Raw genomic sequence first — 18369 nt, 5'->3', positions numbered from 1 at the left:
CCGCGGTAAGTTCCCCCGTCTATGCGCAGCCCCAAGGACTTCTTCAAGCCGCTCTGCGTGGGCGCTCCGGATCCCGTTCGCGAGATCCCGTTCCCGCCCTCGCGGATGATCCACTTCTTCGACGCGTCGAACGAGAAGATGGTCGCCAAGCTCCCCGACACGGCGGCCCAGGCCGACATCGTGCTCGGCAACCTCGAGGACGCCGTCCCGGTAGACCGCAAGGTCCCGGCGCGCGAGGGCCTCGTGAAGGTCGGCAAGGAGCTCGACCTCGGCTCCACGCAGCTGTGGACGCGCGTCAACGCGCTCGACAGCCCGTGGGTCCTCGACGACCTGACGACGCTCGTCACCGAGATCGGCGACAAGCTCGACGTCATCATGGTTCCGAAGGTCGAGGGCCCGTGGGACATCCACTACGTCGACCGCCTGCTCGCCCAGCTCGAGGCGAAGGCCGGCGTGAAGAAGCCGATCCTCGTCCACGCGCTGCTCGAGACCGCTCAGGGCGTCGCGAACGTCGAGGAGATCGCCGCGGCCTCCCCGCGCATGCAGGGCATGTCCTTCGGCCCGGCCGACCTCGCCGCCTCGCGCCGCATGAAGACCACCCGCGTCGGCGGCGGCCACCCGGGCTACGTCTCGATGTCCGACCCGGAGATCGCGGACGGCCAGATCGTCGAGGGCCAGACCCGCATCACCGCCCAGCAGGACCCGTGGCACTACTCGATCGCCCGCATGGTCGACGCCTGCACGATGAACGGCCTGCTCCCGTTCTACGGCCCGTTCGGCGACATCAAGGACGTCGTCGCCTGCGAGGCGCAGTTCCGCGCCGCCTTCCTCCTCGGCTGCGTCGGCGCCTGGTCGCTGCACCCGGTCCAGATCGGCATCGCGAAGAAGGTCTTCTCGCCGCCGGTCGACGAGGTCCTCTTCGCCAAGAAGGTCATCGAGGCGATCCCGGACGGCGCGGGCGTCCACATGATCGACGGCAAGATGCAGGACGACGCGACCTGGAAGCAGTGCCAGGTCATGGTCACCCTCGCCGAGATGCTCGCCGAGAAGGACCCGGAGCTGAAGGAGGCGTACGGCTTCTAGCCGTATCCGCGGGGCGGCCGCCCCGTCGCGGCGCCGGGGGCCGGGGCGATGAGCTTCGGATCCCTGGCGCTCGTCATGGCGGGTGGCCTCCTCGGACCGGTCCTCGCGGGGTTCCCCCGCCTGACCGTCCCGCTGGTCGTCGGCGAGCTCCTCGCCGGCATCCTCATTGGCCGCACGGGCTTCGGCTGGGTCGACCCGTCGCGGCCGGAGCTCGCCTTCCTCGGCGAGATCGGCTTCGCCGTCCTCATGCTCATCGCGGGCACCCATCTGCCGCTCCGCACGCCGGGGCTGCGGGGGGCGCTGCGGTCCGGGGCGGTGGGGACCGTGCTCGCCGCCGTGCTCGCGATCCCGGTCGCGATCCTGCTGCACCGCGTCACGCCGCTGCACGACACGGGCATCCTCGTCCTCCTGCTGGCGACCTCGTCGGCCGCGATCGTCATGCCGGTGCTCGCCGACGGTCCCGAGGGGCCGGCGGGCATGGCGCTCGTCGCGGTCGCGTGGGTCGCGTTGGCCGACGTCGCGACGGTCATCGCGATCCCCGTCGTCCTCGCGAACGGACACGTCGGCCGGGTCGTCCTCGGCAGCGTCCTCGTGCTCGTGGGCGCGACGGCGGTGTACGTCGTCGTCCGGATCACGGACGCCCGCAACTGGCTCGAGCGGGCGGAGCGCCGGTCGCTCGAGCGCGGCTGGGCGCTGCGCCTGCGGCTCTCGCTCGTCGCGCTCTTCGCCCTCGCCTGGCTCGCGACCGAGTACGGGACGAGCATCCTCATCGCAGGCTTCGGGATCGGCGCGGTCATCGCGCTGCTCGGCGAGCCGCGGTCGATCGCCCAGGAGCTCATCGGCGTCGGCGAGGGCTTCCTCGTGCCGGTGTTCTTCGTCCTGCTCGGCGCCCGCCTCGACGTCCGCGCCCTCTTCAACGACCCGGCGAACCTCGGGCTGCTCGCCGCCCTGCTCGCATCGATCGTCGCGGTCCACGTCGCCGTCGCGCTCGTCACGCGGGCGGGCCTCGCCACCGGCCTGCTGACGAGCGCGCAGCTCGGGGTCCCTGCGGCGATCACGTCGCTCGGGCTGTCGAACGGGTCCGTCCAGCCCGGTCAGGGCGCGGCGATCGTCACCGCCGCGATCGGGAGCGTCGGCGTCGCCGCGATCGGGGCGCAGCGGCTGCGGGCGGGTGCCGCCACCGATGCGGTCGGGGCCCTCGTGCCCGCGGAGGTCGCCGGGGCCGGTGGCGGCGACCCCGGTGAACGTCCGTGAACGCCCGCGGACGGACGAGCGGACGCCCGCGCGGAGCACTCAATAGGGTTCTCCCTCGCCATGAGATTCTTCGAATACGAGGCGCGCGAGATCGTCAAGCGCGCCGGCATCCCCGTCACCGACTACGGCTTCACGACCGACGCGGCGGAGGCGAAGACGATCGCCGCGCGCATCGGCGGCCCGACGGTCATCAAGTCCCAGGTCCTCACGGGCGGGCGGATGAAGGCCGGCGGCGTGAAGTTCGCCGACACGCCCGAGGAGGCCGAGGCGCACGCCGCCGACATCCTCGAGCTCGAGATCAACGGGCACGAGCCGCGCGGCGTCCTCGTCGACCCGAAGGCCGACGTCAAGCAGGAGTACTACATGGGCGTCGTCTGGGACGGCGCGGCGAAGAGGCCCCTCATGCTCTTCAGCGACATGGGCGGCATCGACATCGAGCAGGTCGCCGAGGAGCACCCCGACCACGTCGGGCGCGGCCACTTCTCGACGCTCGACCCGTTCAGCGACTTCATGGCCAAGCAGGTCATCGCGGACGCCGGCGTCACCGGCAAGGCGCTGCAGCGCTGCACGCCGATCCTCGCCCGCCTCGCGCAGCTGTTCCTCGACAACGACATGCTGCTCGCGGAGATCAACCCGATCGCCGAACTGCACGACGGCACCTTCGTCGCGCTCGACGCGCACATGGAGATGGAGAACGAGGGCATGGGCCGCCAGAAGGCGCTCATCAAGGCCCTCGGCATCGGCGCCGAGGAGGGCACCCGCGAGACGTACGTCCCCTCCGCCTTCGAGGAGGCCGTCAGCGCGGTCGACGCCGCCGACCACCGCGGGGTCATCCAGGGCAAGGACAACGGCTTCGACGGCACGATCGGCCTCATCATCGGCGCCGGCGGCGGCTCGCTGACGCTGACGGACGCGGTCCGCCAGCAGGGTGGCAAGCCCGCGAACTACTCGGAGATCGGCGGCAACCCGTCGGTCGCCAAGGCCTGCGGGCTCGCCAAGGCCGTCCTCGCGAAGGACGGCGTCGAGAAGATCGCCGTGATGATGTCGATCGTCTCGAACACCCGCGTCGACATCGTCGCCCGCGGCGTCATCAAGGCCTGCCTCGAGCTCGGCAAGGACCCGGCCGAGACGATCGCCATCTTCCGCATCCCCGGTGCGTGGGAGGAGGAGGGCTTCAAGATCCTCGACAAGTACGGCATCGAGTACTGCGACCGCTCCGTCTCTCTCTGGGAGGCCGCCGGCCGCGCCGTCGCCAAGATCCAAGGGGAGGCTGCCTGATGTCCATCCTGATCGACAAGGACACGACGTTCATCATCCAGGGCATCACCGGGCGCGAGGCCGTGAACCTCACCCGTGAGTGCCTGGACTACGGCTCGAAGATCGTCGGCGGCGTCACCCCCGGCCGCAAGGGCCGCGAGGTCCACGGCGTTCCCGTCTTCGACACCATCGCCCAGCTCGTGGAGCACAACGGCGGCGTCGTCCCGGACGGGTCGGTCGTCACCGTCCCGCCGGCCGGCACGAAGGACGCCGTCTTCGAGGCGCTCTACGCCGGCATCAAGACGATCGTCATCGTCACCGAGCGCATCCCCCGCCGCGACGTCGCGGCGATGGTCGAGCTCGCCGATCGGAGCGGCGCGCGCATCATCGGCCCGAACTGCCTGGGGCTCATCGTCCCCGGCGTCGCGAAGATGGGCGGCATCGGCGGCCCCGCGAAGAACGCGGCCGTCGCCTACCAGCCCGGCTCGGTCGGCGTCATGTCCCGCTCCGGCGGCATGACGACCGAGATCTCCTCGACGCTGACGGCCGCCGGCCTCGGCGTGTCGACCGCCGTCTCGATCGGCGGCGACGCGATCATCGGCTCGACGTACGCCGAGCTCATGCCGTACTTCGAGGCGGACGAGCAGACGCAGGCGATCGTCATCTACACCGAGCCCGGTGGCCGTATGGAGGCCCAGCTCTCCGCGTGGGTGAAGGAGAACAACTCGCGCCTGCCGATCATCGCCTTCATGGCCGGCAAGTTCATGGACGACGACGAGATGCAGGGCATGTCCTTCGGGCACGCCGGCACGATCGTCGAGGGCAAGGAGGACTCCGCCACGGAGAAGATCGCCCGCCTCGAGGAGGCCGGCATCCCCGTCGTGCAGCGGATCGACGAGATCCCCGACCTGGTCAAGGCGAAGATCGCCGAAAGGAGCGCAGCCTGATGCGGAAGGACGCGATCTTCATCGGCGTCGAGGTCAAGGACGAGTACACGTCCGACCCGGCGCTCGGTGCGAAGCTCAACGAGGTGTGCCCGGTGAACATCTACCGCGGCACGGAGACCGGCGTCGACATCGACGAGGCCGCGATCGACGAGTGCGTGCTGTGCGGCCTCTGCTACGACGCGGCGCCCGAGGGTGCCGTCGCCGTGCTGAAGCTCTACGAGGACGGCGCCGCCCTCCGCTAGGAGGCCGGCCGCTCGGCCGCTCGGCCCGCCCGACATGCCCGAGCTGCCTGAGGTCGAGACGGCGCGCGCCCTCATCGAGGCGTGCGCCCTCGGCCGCACCATCGCCGCCGTCGACGACGGCGACACCTACGTCTGCCGCCCCCACGTCCCGGGCGACATCGCGAGCGCGCTCGTCGGCCACGAGCTCACGAGGGCCGGCCGCATCGGCAAGTCGATGTGGCTCGAGACCGACGGCGGGGACGGCCCGTCGCTCGGCCTGCACCTCGGCATGGCCGGGCGGATCGTCGTCGTCGGCGCCGAGGGCGCCGCCGAGAGCACGGCCTACGGCGGGGATCCGATGTCCCCCGCCGAGGCGAAGGCCGCCGCCGCGACGGGCGCGGGCGCGGGCGGCCACCCCGATCCCCGCCTGTCGGGCAACCCGGTGTGGACGCGCTTCGCCCTCGACTTCGAGGACGGCGGGGCGCTGCTGCTGTTCGACAAGCGGCGGCTCGGCCGCGCCGTCCTGAACCCCGACCTCACCCACCTCGGCCCCGACGCGCTGCTCGTGTCCAAGGCCGAGTTCCGCGCGCGCGTCGGGGTCGGCGAGGCGCCGCTGAAGGCGCGGATCATGGACCAGTCGGTCATCGCCGGGGTCGGCAACCTGCTCGCCGACGAGGCGCTGTGGCAGGCGCGCCAGCCGCCGCTGCGCCCGGCCGGCGACCTCTCAGGCGACGAGCTCGGCGCGCTCTGGACGGCGCTGCGCAAGGCGACGAAGGCCGCCATGAAGCGTGGCGGCGTCCACACGGGCGACGTCATCGACTTCCGCCGCCGGGACGCCGCCTGCCCGCGCTGCGGCGCGCCGATGGTCAAGGCCGCCGTCGGCGGGCGCACCACGTGGTGGTGCTCGGCCGAGCAGGCTTGGCCGCACTGAGCGCCCCGCGCGACCCAGGCCGCGGCGGGCGGCGTGCGGCCTCGTGGGACATATGACCCCACTTGACCGCAAGCCGGCCCACGGGTCTACGGCACCGGCCCCGCGGGGGTGCGCCCCGGGTCCGCGAGCGACGCGTACGCGTCCGGGCGCCGCGTCGTGAGGAACGGGAAGAGCGTCAGCCAGTCCTCGCGCTGGTCGAGGTCGAGGTCGGCGACGAGGACGGCGGGTGCGTCGCGCGGCGCCTGCACGAGGATGCGGCCGTAGGGGTCGGAGATGAACGAGGAGCCGTAGAACGTGATCGCGTCGCCACCGTCGACCGCCTCGGTCCCGATCCGGTTCACCGCGACCATGAAGGTCCCGCTCGTGATGCCGTTGCCGACGATGACGTGCTGCCACAGCGGCCGGGTGTCGAATCCGGGATGGTCGGGCTCGGAGCCGATGGCCGTCGGGTAGACCAGGACCTCCGCGCCGGCGAGCGAGTAGGCGCGGGCGAGCTCCGGGAACCACTGGTCCCAGCAGGTCGGGAAGCCGAGCCGCGCGCCGGCGAGCGGCACGACCGGGAAGGCCTCGTCCCCCGCGGGCCCCGGGCGGAAGTACTTGTCCTCGAAGTACCCCTCGGTCACCGGGATGTGGAGCTTGCGCGTGCGGGCCACGAGCGACCCGTCGGGCGCGACGACGATCGCCGTGTTGAAGCCGAGGCCGTCGGGCCCGTCGGCGCGCTCGTAGAGGGACGCGTGCACGTGGACGCCGTGCTCCGCGGCCAGCCGTGCCGCGAGCGCCGACGTCGGGCCGCCCGGCAGCTCCTCGGGCGCAGCGCCGGCCGCCGACGGCCCGTCCGGCGTGATGGCGAAGTACGGCGAGAGCGTCAGCTCCTGCAGACAGACGAGCTGCGCCCCCTGTGCGGCGGCGAGCGCGACCCCCTCCGAGAGGGACGCCGCGTGCTCGGCCGGGTCGGCATACCACTGCTGCTGCACGGCGCCGACGCGCAGCGGGGGCCGGCGGGGACCGCCACCCTCGACCCGGGCGAAGGAGACGGGGAGGTCGCCGACGGCGGTGACGAGGACGAAGTCGGAGCCCACCGGCGCAGTCTAGGGCCACCCCACCGCGATGTTCCGAGCCGCCCGGCGAGGAACTCGCCGTTCGCTACCGAGGCGCAGCCGAGGCAGCGGACGGGACCTGCTGCGTGATGCAGTGCGGCCCGCCCCCGCCCCAGGCGATCACCTCGGCGCGGACCCCGACGACCTCGTGGCGCGGGTAGGCCGCAGCGATCCGCGCGAGCGCCTCGTCGTCGGCCTCGACGCCGCTCGTCGGCACCACGACCGCCCCGTTGACGATCGTGAAGTTCAGGTAGGACGCGCCGATCTCCTCACCCGCCACGGTCGGCCGGGCGAGCAGCGGGAAGTCGACGACCTGCAGGCCCGCGGCACGCGCCCGCTCGCCGTTCTCGGCGGTGGACTCGTGGTTCGGGTCGCCCGGCGGGCAGGCCTGGAGGAGGACGATGCCCGGCGCCGTGAACGCGGCGATGAGATCGACGTGGCCGTCCGTGTCCCGGTCCTCGACGAGGCCCCGGCCGAGCCAGATCACCTCGGTGACCCCAAGGTGGTCCTCCAGGAGGACGGTGATCTCGTCGCGCGTGAGCAGCGGGTTGCGCGACGGTTGCAGCAGGCACTGCTCGGTCGTGAGCAGGCGGCCTGCGCCATCGACCGTGAGCGAACCACCCTCGAGGATGAACGGAGCACGGAAGAGCGGGTCGCCGAGGTCCTCGACGAGCAGCGCGCCGACGGCGGCGTCACGGTCCCACGGGTGGAACTTCTCGCCCCAGGCGTTGAAGCCGAAGTGGACCCCGGCGCGGCGCCCCGCGGCGTCGCGGACGAAGATCGGGCCGCTGTCCCGCAGCCAGGAGTCGTCGATCGGGTGTTCGACGATCGTGACCTCGGCGCTCAGCGCCGCCTGTGCGTCGGCGGCGTCGCCCCCGTCCGCGCAGACCATCGTCACCGGCTCGAAGGCGGCGATCGTGTTCGCCACGTCCGCGTACTGCGCCTTCGCCGCCGCCAGCTGCGCGCCCCACATGTCGCGCCGGCACGGCCACGCCATGAGCGTCCGTTCGTGGGGCTCCCACTCGGCCGGCATGCGGAAGCCGGCAGCGGCGGGGGGCCCGGCGAGCGTCGTCATCGCGGGCGCACGGTCAGTGCGGCCGCGGGTGCTTCGGGCGGCGCAGGCGGTCGCGCTCCTCCTGCTTCTCCACGACCGTGAGGATGAGCTTGAGGTACTGCTCGACGCCGCTGGCCTTCGCCTTGCCGTCGTAGAACGCCTCGCGCCAGTCGGCGACCTTCGCCCCGTGCTCGACCATGAGGTTGAAGAACTCGCGCCGCATCTCGACGCGGATCCGCGCGTCGGTCGCCATGTCCTTCGTGACCTCAACCTCGGGGAGCTGGAGGCGGAACTGCTGAAGATCCGAGCGGCCGCCGACGAGGTCGAAACCGACGACGAGCTTCATCGGCTTGAGCGCCGGGACCTCCTCGAGGAAGGACCGCACCGCGGTCTCGATGAGCTGCTTCGCGTCGCCTGACATTGGGTCTCAGCCTACTGGGTGGGACGAGCGGCGAGCGGTCGCCCGGAACCCCTTGCGCCGGAGCCCCGATTGGCATATAGTTGCACATGCAATCAGTTTCCCACCGCGAAGAAGGCACGCCATGACCGACACCACCCTGCGCCTGGAGGGGCTTCACCACATCACCGCGATCACGGCCGACGCGCCCGCGAACGTCGACTTCTACGCCCGGCTCTTCGGGCTGCGGCTCGTGAAGAAGACGGTGAACTTCGACGCGCCCGACGTCTACCACCTCTACTACGGCGACGAGCAGGGCACGCCCGGGTCGATCCTCACCTTCTTCGAGTTCCCGGGCGCCGCCGTGGGCCGCGCCGGCGACGGCATGGTCCACACGATCCTCTGGCGCGTCCCCTCCCCCGCCTCGCTCGAGTTCTGGGACGCCCGCCTCGACGCCGAGGGCGTCGCGCACGCCTTCACCGCCGACGGCGCGCTGCGCTTCACCGATCCCGAGGGCCTCGCGCACGAGCTCGTCGTCACCGATGTCCCCGACCGCCCGCTCGTCGCGGACGCGTCCGACATCCCCGCCGAGCACGCGCTGCAGGGCTTCGCCGGCGTGCGCGCCTACGCGTCCGCCCCGGAGCGCAGCGCCCCGTTGCTCCAGGCCCTCGGCCTCACGCTCGAGGACGCCTCGGACGCCGCGACGTGGACGGCCGCCGGCGTCGCCCGCCGCGCGACGATCACCTACGAGCCACCGCTCGCCGGCCGCGGCCGCCCGGGCGCCGGGACGATCCACCACATCGCCTGGAGCGTCGCCGACGACGGCGAGCTCGAGGCCTACCGCGGCAACGCCCGCGCGGGCGGCGCGCAGCCGACGCCCATCATCGACCGGCAGTACTTCCACTCGGTCTACTTCCGCGAGCCGAGCGGCGTCCTCTTCGAGCTCGCCTCGCGCGACATCGGCTTCGACGTCGACGAGCCCGCCGAGACGCTCGGCAGCGAGCTGAAGCTCCCGCCCCAGTACGAGGCGCGCCGCGCGGAGCTCGTCGTCCGGCTCACCCCGATCGTCAACCCGCGTCAGGCCGAGGTGACCGCATGAGCCTCGTCCGCGTCGTCCGCGAGCCGGCGGCGGGAGCCCCGCCGGCCGGCAACCTCGTCCTGCTCCACGGCCGCGGCGCCGACGAGCACGACCTCTACGGGCTGTTCGACGTCCTCGACCCCGAGGGGCGCCTGCGCAGCATCACCGTCGGCGGGCCGCTGACCGACATCGCCCCGGGCGGCCGCCACTGGTACGTCGTCCCGCGCGTCGGCGTCCCGGAGCCCGAGACGTTCGGCGCGTCCTACCGCGCGCTCGGCAGCCTGCTCGACGACGAGCTCGGCCTCGACTGGTCGCGGACCGTCGTCGGCGGCTTCTCGCAGGGGACGGTCATGTCGTACGCGCTCGGGCTCGGCGAGGGCCGCCCCGCCCCCGCGGGCATCCTCGCGTTCAGCGGCTTCGTCCCGATCGTCGACGGCTGGACGCCGGACCTCGCCTCGCGCGCCGACACGAAGGTCTTCGTCGCGCACGGCCTGCAGGACCCCATCATCGGCATCGGCTTCGCCCGCGACGCACGGGCGCTGCTGACCGAGGGCGGCCTCACCGTCGAGTACCACGAGACGCCCGCCGCCCACCACATCGACCCCCGCGTCGTCCCCGCCGCGCAACGCTGGCTGAAGGCGACCACCACGACAGGAGCCCCGATCGCATGAACCCCATCCCCACCCGTGTCCTCGGTCCCGAGCGCGTGCCCGTCGGGGCGATCGGGCTCGGCTGCATGGGAATGAGCTGGGCCTACGGCGAGGCGGAGCGCGACGACGAGCGCTCGGCCCGCGTCATCCACCGCGCGCTCGACCTGGGCGTCACGCTCCTCGACACGAGCGACATGTACGGCCCGTTCACGAACGAGGAGCTCGTCGGGCGCGCCATCGCCGGCCGCCGCGACGAGGTCGTCCTCGCGACGAAGGGCGGCCTCGTCGTCGGCGGCGCCCCGGACGCGCGCACCGGCGACGCCCACGCCGCCTACGGCATCAACCGCGTCGGGCGCCCCGACCACCTGCGCGGCGCGATCGACGCGTCGCTCGGGCGGCTCGGCGTCGACCACGTCGACCTCTACCAGCTGCACCGCGTCGACCCGGACGTCCCCCTCGAGGAGTCGTGGGGCGCGATGGCCGAGTTCGTCGCCGCGGGCAAGACCCGCGCGATCGGGCTCTCGGAGGTCTCCGTCGAGGAGCTCGAGCGCGCGCACGCGATCCACCCGGTCGCCTCGGTCCAGAGCGAGCTGTCGCTGTGGACGCGCGACGCGATCGACGGCGGTGTCCTGGCCTGGTGCGCGGAGCACGACGCGACGTTCATCCCCTTCAGCCCGCTCGGCCGTGGCTTCCTCACCGGTTCGATCACCGCCGCGACGTTCGAGGCCGGCGACTTCCGCGCGCGGAACCCGCGCTTCCGCGACGAGGCCCTCGCCGCGAACCTCGCGCTCGTCGACGCCGTGAAGGAGGTCGCCGCCGGACTCGACGCGACGCCCGCGCAGGTCGCCCTCGCCTGGGTCCTCGCCCAGGGCGAGCACGTCGTCCCGATCCCGGGCACCCGCCGCGTGGAGCGGCTCGAGGAGAACGCGGGCGCGGCGCTCGTGGACCTCGACGCCGCGGCGCTGGCCGCGCTCGACGCCCTGCCCGCGCCGACGGGCGCGCGCTACTAGCGCCCGATGAAGACGACCACGCGCCTGCCGGCGCGCACGGTCGTCCCTGCCGGCGGGGAGATTCGGACGACGCGGCCGGCCCTGGCCGCCCTCACGCGGCGGAGGCTCACGCGGGGGCACCTGGCCTTCGCGAGCCTGGCCCGGGCGGTCGTGAGCGTACTGCCCCTTGCGATCGCCGGCACCCGGCACGTGGCGCGGGCCACCTTGATCGTGACGAGCGTGCCCGTCTTCACCGTCGTCCCGGGTCCGGGAACGGTGGTCAGGACGCGTCCAGGTCTCACGACGGTGGTCGTCACCCGCCGGACCTTCGTTCGGACGCAGCCGGCGTTCGCCAGGCGCCTGCCCGCCTGGGACAGGGTGAGCGCCTTGGTCGCCGGGACACGGCAGCCGCGCGGGGTCCCGGGCGCGAGCGTCGGCGTGAGCGGCTGCGGCGGCGGCAAGGTCGCCGCGCGCGGCGTGACCTGGAGGGCCACGCTCGTGGTGGGCGAGGTCGCGATCCCGTCGGTCGCCGTGTAGCTGAAGCCGTCGGACCCGCTGAATCCGGCATCGGGGACGTAGCGATATGTCCCATCCGGGGCAAGCGTCAGGGTCCCGTGCACGGGGCTGCTCGCGCGCGTGGCGGTCAGGGGGTCGCCGTCCGGATCTGTGTCGTTCGCCAGGACCGACGGTCCGTTCAGGGGGGTGTCCTGTGGGGTCTGGGCGCTGTCGGCCGACGTCGTCGGCGGCCGGTTCGAGGAGACGGTCGCCGACTGCCCGTCCGGATTCGTCACCCGGAACGTGCACGGCCCGGGCGACGATGCGACGACATCGGCGACAACCCGCGTGGGCGTGACATCGGTGACGGTCGCGCCCCCGGGGACACAGTCACCCGTGAGCGTCAGGCGCGCCGGGAATCCGGCGCCGGGATCGAAGAAGCCCGAGCCGCTGACGACGACCCTCGTCACCGCTCCGCCGCCAGTCAGCGTCCGAGGTGAGGCGGCCGTCGCGACGGGTGACGGGGCGAGGAGACGCGTGATCCGCGTGCCGTAGAGGTCGGGTGCGGCGGTGTACTCCTGCACCGACCACATGGTCTGGTCGTCGACGGGGTCGACGGAGACGAGGGAGTAGTCGCCCCAGCGCCGGCCTCCGCTCCCCCCGGGGTCCCCCGGCGGGTTGTAGGGCGCGCTGGCAGCGGTGGCGAGCGTCGGCGGGTCCATGGCGCCGACGGCGTCCGTGGCACGCCGACTGGTGAAGAACGCGTTGATGTAGGCCGACGCTCCGGCCACCGTTCCGCCCATGGCGACCGTCCCCTGGCCGTTGACGTTCACGGTCGGGAGCGTGTAGCTCAGCGGCGCGGAGGAGACGGAGGTGTCGGCGACGGTGCCCGAGTCGGCGAGGACCGGAGATCCGGACGACACGTCGAAGTCGTACCAGCGCGCGCCATCCCGGTCAGGCGCCGAGGAAGCCGCTCCGGTGCGATCGATGCCGATGCTCTGCGCCGTCCAGAGGTGTCCGCCTCGCAGCGTCGCGCTGTAGAGACGGTCGTCGATCGCATCGATGTAGCCCGCGGGGCCGGCGGTGTTTCCGAGATGGGGGACCGGCGCGGGGAATGCCGTGCCGGGCACGCTGACGGTCGCCGACAGCAGCGACGGGCTGCCCCCGGGGTCGACGACCTTCCGGAAGTCGATCGTGCCGAACGTCGTCTGGTCGACGCCGGCGAACCATCCGCTCGCGCTCGAACCGGTCCGGTCGTCCGCGCCCTGCGGTGTGAAGAGCCCGCTCGTCGCGTCGCCGGTCGCGAACTTCGTGACCACCACCGGGCCCGCGCCGAGGACCGAGCTCTTACGGACGACATAGGCACGGCTGCCGGCGTAGGCGCCGTTACCAGCGCCCACCGAGGTGCCCGCGACGAAGAGGTTGACTCCGATGTACAGGGCGTTCGCATCGACGGCGAGGGTCGGGTAGTCGGCGAACCGGGAGTCGCTGCCGCCGCCGAGGTCCTCGGACCATTGGAAGAACGTCCAGCCGGTCGCGGTGACGTTCGGGCCGTCGGACACCGCGAGCATCAGGCGATTCGGAGTGTTGCCCTGCCTCCCCGGCACGTCGATCATCACGATGAACCAGCGCTGGCTGAGACGGTCGTAGCGGATGTGCGGGTCGGTCGTGAAGTTGTCGGATGTGGGCGGCGTCATCACGGTCGCAAAGAACGCGCTCGAGTCGGCGTCGAGCGCTCCGTCCGGCTGCCCCGTGGTCTTGTCGTACGAGCGGAAGCGGCCGTTCATCGTCACGACGTACTGCCGCGGGCCGACATCGCCCTGCGTGTCCGGCGGGAACGCGTGCGTATCGGCGTAGGTCGGGCCGGGGAACCCGAAGGAACCGGTGACGGCGCTGCGCGCAGACCGCAGCAGCGTGCGCCGCGGTCGCGGGGTCGCGGGCGAGGCCGGGTTCGGTCGGGGCTCTGTCAGCCGACCGCCCTCGCGGTTCTGCGCACCGGCGACGTCATCCCTCCGGCCCGCCTCCTGCCGGCCGGCGGCACCCTCGATGGCGCTCTCACGGTCGAGCGGTGCCGGCGGAAGCGCACCGAGCGATGTCGCCGCGTACGGCATGCCCGCGCTGCCGGAGGTCCCGGCCACCGGGGTGCCGTCGGGCACGTCCGCAGCCCGCGCGGGGTCGCCTCCCCCGCCGGCCAGCAGGAGCAGCGCGCTCATCGCAGCGAGCAACGGTGCCCGACGCAGGCGGGACGTCGGGGGCGGGCAGGCAGCGTCCATCACCTGTCTTATCGGCAGCTCCCGCGCGGACACGAGTGGCGAGGTCGGCAGCAGACGGTCTTCGGTGGGCGTCCCCGCTCAGCCGAGCAGCGACGTCCCGGTCATCTCCGCGGGCTGCGGGATGCCGAGGAGCTCGAGGACCGTCGGCGCGACGTCGGCGAGGACGCCGCCGCTGCGCAGCGGTCCTACGTCCTCGTCGGTGACGATGAGCGGGACGGGGTTGAGCGAGTGGGCGGTGTTCGGCGAGCCGTCCGGCTCGAGCATGTGGTCGGCGTTGCCGTGGTCGGCGGTGATGACGAGCGCGCCGCCGGAGCGCTGCACGGCGAGGACGATGTCCCCGAGGCAGCGGTCGACGGTCTCGATCGCCTCGACCGCGGCGGGGATGACGCCGGTGTGGCCGACCATGTCCGCGTTGGCGAAGTTGATGACGCCGAGCTGCGGGGCGTCCTGCCCCCAGGCCGCGAGGAACGCGTCGGCCGCCGCGCGCGCGCTCATCTCGGGCTTCAGGTCGTAGGTCGCGACGTCCCGCGGGGAGGCGACGACCTCGCGCCGCTCACCCTCGTAGGGCACCTCCTCACCGCCGTTGAAGAAGTACGTCACGTGCGGGTACTTCTCCGTCTCGGCGGCGTGCACCTGGCGGCCGCCGCCGTCGGCGATGACCTGCGCGAGCGTGATCGCCGGCCGGTCGGGGCCGAAGGCGACGGGCCACTCCCACGTCTCGTCGTACTCGGTCAGGCACGTGTAGCGCGCGACCTTCGGGGCGAGCGCGGCGGTGATCTGCCGCATCCGGTCGGGCCGGAAGTTGAAGGCGAGGACCGAGTCCTCCGGGCGGATCCGCGAGTCGCCGCCGACGGTGGTCGCGGTGACGAACTCGTCGGTCTCGCCACGCTCGTAGGCGGCGGCGACCGCGGCCTCGCCGGTGTCCGCGTGGTGCTCGGCGGTCCCGTCGGCCATGAGATCGAGCGCGGCGCCGGTCCGCTCCTCGCGCTTGTCGCGGTCCATGCCGAAGTAGCGGCCGATGACGGTCCCCACGCGGGCGGCGGTGCCCTTCGCGGTCGCGTCCGCGCACCAGCCGTCGACGGTGGCGAGGAACCCCGCCCCCGCCTTCGGCAGCGTGTCGCGGCCGTCGGTGAAGGCGTGGACGACGAGCTCCTTCACCCCGAGCGAGGTGCCGAGCTCGATGAGCGCGCCGAGGTGCTCGAGCGAGGAGTGCACGCCCCCGTCCGACACGAGTCCGACGAGGTGCACGCGCTCGAAGCCCTCGAAGGCGGCGCGGAGCACGTCGTTCGCCGCGAGCGAGCCGTCCGCGACGGCGTCGTCGATCCGCGTGAGGTCCTGGCGGACGATCATGCCCGCCCCGAGGTTCAGGTGGCCGACCTCCGAGTTGCCCATCTGCCCCTCGGGGAGGCCGACGGCCCGCCCGCAGGCGGTGAGCTGCGTGTGCGGGTAGCGGTCCCACAGCTCGTCGAACACGGGCGTGTGCGCGAGCGAGACCGCGTTGCCGGGACCCTCCGGCGCCAGCCCCCAGCCGTCGAGGATGACGAGGCAGACGCTCGGATGGCTCATGTCAGATGCTCCGGTTGGTGGTGGTGAAGACGCGACGTTCCGAGGCGCAGCCGAGGAACTCGCAGTGGATGCGGGCGACCGGTCGACGCAGTCGACTCAGGCGGCCGCATCCACGATGTCGCCGAGCGAGTCCGGGTCGAGCGAGGCGCCGCCGACGAGCGCGCCGTCGACGTCCGCGAGGGCGAGGAGCTCCTTGGCGTTGTCGGGCTTGACCGACCCGCCGTAGAGCACGCGCACCTTCTCGGCGGCGTCCTTGGAGAAGTGGGCGACGAGCGCGCGGCAGAACGCGCAGGCGTCCTGCGCCTGCTGCGGGGTCGCGGTGAGGCCGGTGCCGATCGCCCAGATCGGCTCGTAGGCGATGACGACCTCGCCGAGGCGGTCGAGCGGGACCTTCTCGAGGCCCTCGAGGATCTGGTGGCGGAGCTTGCGCTCGGTGTCGCCGCGCTCGCGCTCGTCCTCGGTCTCGCCGACGCAGAGGATCGTCGTGAGGCCGGCCGCGAGGGCGACGGGGACCTTCTTCTGCAGCGCCTCGTCGGTCTCGCCGAAGTACTGGCGGCGCTCGGAGTGGCCGAGGACGACGCCCGTCACCTCGAGCTCGGTGAGCATCGGGGCGCTCACCTCGCCGGTGTACGCGCCCTGGTCGGCCCAGTGCATGTTCTGGGCGTAGACGCCGACGCGCGAGCCGCGGGTCGAGTCGACCATCGGCGTCAGCGCCGTGTACGGGACGCAGATCCCGACGTCCACGGCGTCCGCCGCGTAGACGCGGGGAAGCAGGCCCTGGATGAACTCCTCGGCCTCCTCGACCGTCTTGTGCATCTTCCAGTTGCCCGCGATGAAGGGGGTGCGACTCATGACGAAAGAACCTCGACTCCGGGAAGGCGCTTGCCCTCGATGAGCTCCAGGGAGGCGCCGCCTCCGGTGGAGAGATGGGTGACCTGATCATCCAGGCCGAACTGCTTCAGGGCCGCTGCGCTGTCGCCGCCGCCGACCACCGTGGTGGCCGACGTCCTCGCCATCGCCTCGGCGACGGCCCGGGTGCCCGGCTCGAACGGCTCGAGCTCGAAGGCGCCCATCGGGCCGTTCCAGAACACGGAGCCGGCGGCCTCGATGATCGCCGCGTACTCCGCGGCGGTCCTCGGGCCGACGTCGAGTCCCATCCAGCCGTCCGGCGTCTCGGTGCCGTCGACGTGCTGCGTCTCGGTGTCGGCCGCGAACGACCGGCCGAGCGTCAGATCGACGGGGAGCCTGAGCTGCCCCTCCCGGGCCTTCACCAGCACCTGCCGCGCCGGTTCGATGCCCTCCTCCTCGCAGAGCGAGGACCCGACGCCGATGCCCTGGGCGGCGAAGAACGGGAAGCACATGGCGCCGCCGACGAGGACGGTGTCCGCGCGGTCGAGGAAGGCCTCCAGGACGCCGATCTTGTCCGTCACCTTCGACCCGCCGACGATCGCCACGAGCGGGCGGCCGGGGTTCGCCAGGATGCCGGTGAGCGTCTCCACCTCGCGCTGCAGCAGGAGGCCGGCGGCCGAGGGGAGGAGCTTCGCGACGCCGTGGTTCGACGCGTGCGCGCGGTGTGCGGCCCCGAAGGCGTCGTCGACGTAGACGTCGCCGAGCGCCGCGTAGCGGGCGGCGAGGTCCGCGTCGTCCTTCGTCTCCCCCGGGAAGTAGCGGACGTTCTCGACCATGACGACGGGGCCGTCGCCGAGCTCGTCGCGCTCCGGCTCGGAGGCGAGCGGCACGTCGAGGCCGAGCAGCTCCCCGAGGCGGGCGGCGACGGGGGCGAGCGAGAACTCCGGCTCGCGCGCCTTCGGGCGCCCGAGGTGGGCGAGCAGCACGATCTGCGCGGCGCCGCGCTCGCGCAGCGCGGCGATCGTCGGCAGCGCCGCGCGGATGCGGGTGTCGTCGGTGATCCGGAGGCCGTCGAGCGGGACGTTGAAGTCCACGCGGACGACGACGCGCGCGCCGTCGAGCTCCAGGTCGTCGAGGGTCCGCATCCGCGGAGCTTCCGTGCCGTCGCCCACTGCGTCCTAGAGGATCTGCTGGACGAGATCGACGACGCGGTTCGAGTAGCCCCACTCGTTGTCGTACCAGGACACGACCTTCACGAGGCGGCCGTCGATCTGCGCGGTGAGCAGCGAGTCGAAGATCGAGCTGTGCGGGTCGGTGACGATGTCGCTCGAGACGATCGGGTCCTCGGTGTAGGCGAGGATGCCCTTCATCGGGCCGTCCGCCGCCGCCTTGACCGCGGCGTTGATCTCCTCGACCGTCGTCTCGCGCGCGGTGCGGATCGTCAGGTCGACGACCGAGCCCGTCGGGACGGGGGCGCGGACCGCGAAGCCGGACAGCTTGCCCTTGAGCTCCGGAAGGACGAGGCCGACGGCCTTCGCGGCGCCGGTCGACGCGGGGACGAGGTTCGTCGCGGCCGAGCGCGCGCGGCGCAGGTCGGCGTGCGGCGCGTCGAGCAGGCGCTGGTCACCCGTGTACGCGTGGATCGTCGTCATGAGGCCGTGCTCGATGCCGACCGCGTCGTTGACCGCCTTGGCGAACGGCGCGAGGCAGTTCGTCGTGCACGACGCGTTGGAGATGATGTGGTGCTGCTCCTTGTCGTACTGGTCGAAGTTCACGCCCAGGACGACCGTGATGTCCTCGCCGCTCGCGGGCGCGGAGATGACGACCTTCTTGACCGAGCCGCCCATGTGGGCGCTCGCGGCCTCGGCCTTCGTGAAGAAGCCGGTCGACTCGATGACGATGTCGGCGCCGACCGAGTTCCAGTCGATCTTCGCCGGGTCCTTCTCCTCGAAGACGCGGATCTCCGTGCCGTCGATCACGATGCCGGCGTCCGACGCCTCGACGGTCCCCGGGAACGGCCCGAGGATCGAGTCGTACTTCACGAGGTGCGCCAGCGTGGCGTTGTCGGTGAGGTCGTTGAACGCAACGAACTCGATGTCGGCGCCTGCCGCCTTGGCAGCGCGGAAAACGTTGCGGCCGATGCGGCCGAAGCCGTTGATGCCGACGCGTACGGACATGTGATCGGACCTTCCTGGAGGGTGGTGAATCGTGAGCTGGGGACCCGCTCA

At 72.5% G+C, this 18369-nt stretch carries 17 protein-coding genes; 9 read left to right on the top strand and 8 right to left on the bottom strand.

Annotation, left to right across the window (positions count from 1 at the left end; translation table 11 throughout):
- Positions 1-21 precede the first annotated feature (21 nt).
- The 6 genes from NBH00_RS07200 to NBH00_RS07175 are packed head-to-tail and all read left to right on the top strand — an operon-like array spanning position 22 to position 5693.
- Positions 22-1083, top strand: coding sequence for an HpcH/HpaI aldolase/citrate lyase family protein (locus NBH00_RS07200; protein WP_254572665.1), 1062 nt, complete (start codon positions 22-24; stop codon positions 1081-1083).
- Positions 1084-1131: 48 nt separating this feature from the next.
- Positions 1132-2337: a cation:proton antiporter gene (locus NBH00_RS07195; RefSeq protein WP_254572664.1), complete on the top strand. Its 1206-nt coding sequence runs from the start codon at positions 1132-1134 to the stop codon at positions 2335-2337.
- A gap of 60 nt (positions 2338-2397) precedes the next feature.
- Positions 2398-3615, top strand: a complete 1218-nt coding sequence (locus NBH00_RS07190) for an ATP-grasp domain-containing protein (protein ID WP_254572663.1) — start codon at positions 2398-2400, stop codon at positions 3613-3615.
- A complete protein-coding gene (locus NBH00_RS07185) occupies positions 3615-4541 on the top strand; it encodes a succinate--CoA ligase subunit alpha (protein ID WP_254572662.1) in 927 nt (308 codons plus the stop codon). Before NBH00_RS07190 ends, NBH00_RS07185 begins: the two co-directional genes overlap by 1 nt.
- Positions 4541-4783 (top strand): 4Fe-4S dicluster domain-containing protein, encoded by a 243-nt coding sequence (locus NBH00_RS07180; protein WP_254572661.1) that lies wholly within the window; start codon positions 4541-4543, stop codon positions 4781-4783. The genes NBH00_RS07185 and NBH00_RS07180 overlap by 1 nt, the downstream gene beginning before the upstream one ends.
- A gap of 34 nt (positions 4784-4817) precedes the next feature.
- The gene (locus tag NBH00_RS07175; RefSeq protein ID WP_254572660.1) at positions 4818-5693 is read left to right on the top strand and encodes an Fpg/Nei family DNA glycosylase; all 876 of its coding nucleotides are present in this window, start codon (positions 4818-4820) and stop codon (positions 5691-5693) included.
- An 86-nt stretch (positions 5694-5779) separates the two neighbouring features.
- Here NBH00_RS07175 and NBH00_RS07170 read toward each other — a convergent pair whose 3' ends face one another.
- The 3 genes from NBH00_RS07170 to NBH00_RS07160 form a co-directional block, all read right to left on the bottom strand.
- On the bottom strand, positions 5780-6772 hold the full coding sequence (locus NBH00_RS07170) for a nitrilase-related carbon-nitrogen hydrolase (RefSeq protein ID WP_254572659.1): 993 nt from the start codon (positions 6770-6772) through the stop codon (positions 5780-5782).
- A 64-nt stretch (positions 6773-6836) separates the two neighbouring features.
- A complete protein-coding gene (locus NBH00_RS07165; RefSeq protein WP_254572658.1) occupies positions 6837-7865 on the bottom strand; it encodes an agmatine deiminase family protein in 1029 nt (342 codons plus the stop codon).
- A 13-nt stretch (positions 7866-7878) separates the two neighbouring features.
- Positions 7879-8265: a hypothetical protein gene (locus NBH00_RS07160; protein WP_254572657.1), complete on the bottom strand. Its 387-nt coding sequence runs from the start codon at positions 8263-8265 to the stop codon at positions 7879-7881.
- Between the two features lie 121 nt (positions 8266-8386).
- Between NBH00_RS07160 and NBH00_RS07155 the strand changes: the two genes are divergently transcribed.
- From NBH00_RS07155 to NBH00_RS07145, 3 genes are read left to right on the top strand one after another with little or no spacing between them, the layout of a single operon-like run.
- On the top strand, positions 8387-9340 hold the full coding sequence (locus NBH00_RS07155; protein WP_254572656.1) for a VOC family protein: 954 nt from the start codon (positions 8387-8389) through the stop codon (positions 9338-9340).
- Positions 9337-9990 carry an alpha/beta hydrolase gene (locus NBH00_RS07150; RefSeq protein ID WP_254572655.1) on the top strand — a complete coding sequence of 218 codons (654 nt, stop codon included), beginning with the start codon at positions 9337-9339 and terminating at the stop codon, positions 9988-9990. Before NBH00_RS07155 ends, NBH00_RS07150 begins: the two co-directional genes overlap by 4 nt.
- Positions 9987-10979: an aldo/keto reductase gene (locus NBH00_RS07145; RefSeq protein ID WP_254572654.1), complete on the top strand. Its 993-nt coding sequence runs from the start codon at positions 9987-9989 to the stop codon at positions 10977-10979. Before NBH00_RS07150 ends, NBH00_RS07145 begins: the two co-directional genes overlap by 4 nt.
- Here the strand turns inward: NBH00_RS07145 and NBH00_RS07140 are convergent.
- The 5 genes from NBH00_RS07140 to gap all read right to left on the bottom strand — a co-directional run bounded on the left by NBH00_RS07140 (position 10976) and on the right by gap (position 18318).
- Entirely contained in the window at positions 10976-13666 is a 2691-nt protein-coding gene (locus tag NBH00_RS07140) for an Ig-like domain-containing protein (protein ID WP_254572653.1), read from the bottom strand. The two genes, NBH00_RS07145 and NBH00_RS07140, sit on opposite strands and share 4 nt — an antisense overlap.
- A gap of 138 nt (positions 13667-13804) precedes the next feature.
- A complete protein-coding gene (gene gpmI / locus NBH00_RS07135; protein ID WP_254572652.1) occupies positions 13805-15292 on the bottom strand; it encodes a 2,3-bisphosphoglycerate-independent phosphoglycerate mutase in 1488 nt (495 codons plus the stop codon).
- 96 nt (positions 15293-15388) lie between these two features.
- Positions 15389-16144, bottom strand: coding sequence for a triose-phosphate isomerase (gene tpiA, locus NBH00_RS07130; RefSeq protein WP_254572651.1), 756 nt, complete (start codon positions 16142-16144; stop codon positions 15389-15391).
- Entirely contained in the window at positions 16141-17286 is a 1146-nt protein-coding gene (locus tag NBH00_RS07125; RefSeq protein ID WP_254572650.1) for a phosphoglycerate kinase, read from the bottom strand. Before NBH00_RS07125 ends, tpiA begins: the two co-directional genes overlap by 4 nt.
- Before the next feature lie 33 nt (positions 17287-17319).
- On the bottom strand, positions 17320-18318 hold the full coding sequence (gap, locus tag NBH00_RS07120; RefSeq protein WP_254572649.1) for a type I glyceraldehyde-3-phosphate dehydrogenase: 999 nt from the start codon (positions 18316-18318) through the stop codon (positions 17320-17322).
- Positions 18319-18369 lie beyond the last annotated feature (51 nt).

Source organism: Paraconexibacter antarcticus, assembly GCF_024220175.1.
Taxonomy (GTDB): Bacteria; Actinomycetota; Thermoleophilia; order Solirubrobacterales; family Solirubrobacteraceae; genus Paraconexibacter; species Paraconexibacter antarcticus.
Note: the sequence above shows the minus strand (reverse complement) of the source record. Positions and strands in the feature narration are given on the sequence as shown.